The organism is Micromonospora sp. LOL_021, from assembly GCF_048060215.1.
Classification (GTDB): Bacteria; Actinomycetota; Actinomycetes; order Mycobacteriales; family Micromonosporaceae; genus Micromonospora_E.
The window spans coordinates 1-550 of sequence record NZ_JBHMIN010000147.1 but is presented as its reverse complement, the minus strand read 5'-3'; the positions used below and the strand labels follow the sequence as shown (position 1 = coordinate 550).

1 protein-coding gene is annotated in these 550 nt (G+C 71.5%); it reads right to left on the bottom strand.

Annotated elements, in window-relative coordinates; genetic code table 11:
• Window positions 1-58: 58 nt before the first annotated feature.
• Window positions 59-550: 2-keto-4-pentenoate hydratase (locus tag ACFHWT_RS31425; RefSeq protein ID WP_416598332.1), on the bottom strand; the 492-nt coding region annotated here is incomplete at its 5' end.

The following is a 550-nucleotide window of genomic DNA, read 5'->3' as shown; positions in this document are numbered from 1 at the left end:
TTGATCATCAGATCGGTGCCGATGTTGCCCGACCCGATCACCGCCACCCCGACACCCACTACGACCCCTCCCCTGACTCGCCACCGGCCGACCGGTCGGCCGGTTTCGCGCTGAATCTGGTCCGTACCGCGCCGAGCCCGGCGATGCGTGCCTCGTATGCCGCCCCCGGCATGACCGGCACCATGGGGCCGAGCGCACCGGAGAGCACGATGTCGCCGGCCCGCAGCGGATCCCCGGCCGCGGCCATGGTCGACGCCAGCCAGGCAACGGCGTGCACCGGGTTGCCGAGACAGGCCGCACCGGCACCGACCGACACCGGCACACCGGCCGACTCCAGCACCATGCCGCACCCCCGCAGATCCACCGCTGCTGGCGGCACCGGCCGGTCACCGAGCACGAACAACCCCGACGAGGCGTTGTCCGCCACCGTGTCCACGATCGAGATGTCCCAACCGGTGATCCGCGAGTCGACGATCTCGACCGCCGGCAGCAGAAAGTCGGTGGCCCGCAGCACATCCACCACCGTCGCCGGCCCGTCCGGCAGATCCGC